2 protein-coding genes are annotated in these 806 nt (G+C 61.7%); both read right to left on the bottom strand.

Annotated features, from left to right (window positions below; genetic code table 11):
* Positions 1–79: DUF2058 domain-containing protein (locus BLX41_RS36160; RefSeq protein WP_259745177.1), on the bottom strand; the 79-nt coding region annotated here is incomplete at its 3' end.
* A gap of 26 nt (positions 80–105) precedes the next feature.
* The coding region (gene mazG, locus BLX41_RS24240; RefSeq protein ID WP_259745139.1) for a nucleoside triphosphate pyrophosphohydrolase at positions 106–806 on the bottom strand (701 nt) is incomplete at its 5' end.

The raw sequence follows: 806 nt of genomic DNA, 5'->3' as shown, positions 1-806 counted from the left end.
TGTCTTTGCTGACCTGCTTGGCCTGCTTTTGGTTGACCAGCCCTGCTTTGAGCAACTGGTCGCGAAGGGAAAGGCTCATGGTGCTTACTCACTTAGGCAACGGCCTCAGCCACAGCTGGGCAAATTCTTTTCCTGACGTTTGGCTTCGCCCCACAGGGCATCCAAGTCTTCGAGGGTGCAATCTTCCACGGGACGACCGGTGTCGCGCAATGCCTGCTCGATAAATCGGAAGCGTCGATCGAACTTGGCATTGGCGCTGCGCAGGGCGGTTTCCGGGTCGACCTTCAGGTGCCTGGCCAGGTTGACCACGACAAACAGCAAGTCGCCGATTTCATCGGTGATGGCCACCGGGTCGTTGTCGGCCATGGCCTCCAGCACCTCGTCCAGTTCCTCACGAACCTTGTCCACCACCGGCAGGGCTTGCGGCCAGTCGAAGCCGACCTGCGCCGCGCGCTTTTGCAACTTGGCCGCGCGGGACAGGGCCGGCAGGGCCACCGGCACATCATCGAGCAAGGACAACTGCTGCGGAGCGTCGGACTTCTCTGCGCGCTCCTCGGCCTTGATCTGCTCCCAGCGCTCCTTGACCTGCTCTTCATCGAGCCGCGGGATGTCCAGCGGCGCATACAGGTCCCCAGTAGGAAACACATGGGGGTGACGACGAATCAGCTTGCGGGTGATGCTGTCCACCACCCCATCGAATTCGAAGCGCCCCTCTTCCCGGGCCAGTTGGCTGTAGTACACCACCTGGAACAGCAGGTCTCCCAACTCGCCCTGCAAGTGGTCGAAGTCGCCGCGCTCGATAGCGT

Origin of the sequence: Pseudomonas protegens, from assembly GCF_003732485.1 — a bacterium.
In the GTDB taxonomy this organism is placed as follows: Bacteria; Pseudomonadota; Gammaproteobacteria; order Pseudomonadales; family Pseudomonadaceae; genus Aquipseudomonas; species Aquipseudomonas protegens_B.
The sequence above is the reverse complement of the archived record's forward strand: the minus strand, read 5'-3'. Positions and strand labels throughout refer to the sequence as shown.